Origin of the sequence: Halorubrum tibetense (assembly GCF_042661865.1) — an archaeon.
Lineage (GTDB): Archaea > Halobacteriota > Halobacteria > Halobacteriales > Haloferacaceae > Halorubrum > Halorubrum tibetense.
In genome coordinates, this window is the sequence record NZ_JBHSWW010000609.1 from 1 (window position 1) to 661 (window position 661).

At 50.2% G+C, this 661-nt stretch carries 2 protein-coding genes; both read right to left on the minus strand.

The features are described from left to right. Positions 1-72: 72 nt before the first annotated feature. Positions 73-369 carry a YcgL domain-containing protein gene (locus ACFQEU_RS17250; RefSeq protein WP_379784145.1) on the minus strand — a complete coding sequence of 99 codons (297 nt, stop codon included), beginning with the start codon at positions 367-369 and terminating at the stop codon, positions 73-75. Next, positions 366-661, minus strand: a 296-nt coding sequence (locus ACFQEU_RS17255) for a ribonuclease D (RefSeq protein ID WP_379784147.1), incomplete at its 5' end; no start/stop codon positions are given. The genes ACFQEU_RS17250 and ACFQEU_RS17255, both read right to left, overlap by 4 nt.

Sequence of the window (661 nt, forward strand, 5' to 3'; positions counted from 1 at the left end):
GGCTTCCCACTGGTAGGCCGTCATCTCTGCCAGCGGCGTTTCTCGCCAGTAATCTCGAGCCCAAGCCATAACTTATACCAACTTTGAATTATGCTTGTTGACGTCTGTCATATAGTCATCCTTCGGCGGCGGCAGTTGTAAAAAGAAGCCGTTAGCATCCAGTGCCAACTTCACTTTCTCCACATCAACCCGCGCCAATTTTCGACCATCTTTTAAGAGTAAAGTCATGGCCAATACCGGCTTGCCAAATTTTTCCAGCAGTGCCTCTGGCACACGAGATAAACCAACGGTCTTGCGAACATATAAAAACATGTCGCTGTCTTTCGGGCTTTTATACACTTCACACAAGTTTTTTAGGGCGTCAGTCATATTGGGTTCTCGCAGTCGAATTGAACAGCCAATTCCTGGGCCTTTACTTCCATTAGCTTGCCGACAACTTCATAGCGCCAGCCTTGCAAACTTGCGGGCAGAGCCACCTCGCCGGCCAAAACGCTGCGGGTGAGTTGCTCCAAATCTTTCTTCCGAACGATAATTTCTGAGGTAATAGCCTGCGCTTGCGCCACGTCGAGGGCAATACTTTTTAACGCCTTTAAAATATCCCCTTGCGCAGGGGTCAAGGGTTTTGGCAGGCGTGGAGGGTGTGATTCGGCCGGCAGCGCAG

Excerpts from the sequence above, each read along its gene's own strand:
- ACFQEU_RS17250 (WP_379784145.1), bottom strand. The coding sequence starts at position 369 with ATGACTGACGCCCTAAAAAACTTGTGTGAAGTGTATAAAAGCCCGAAA.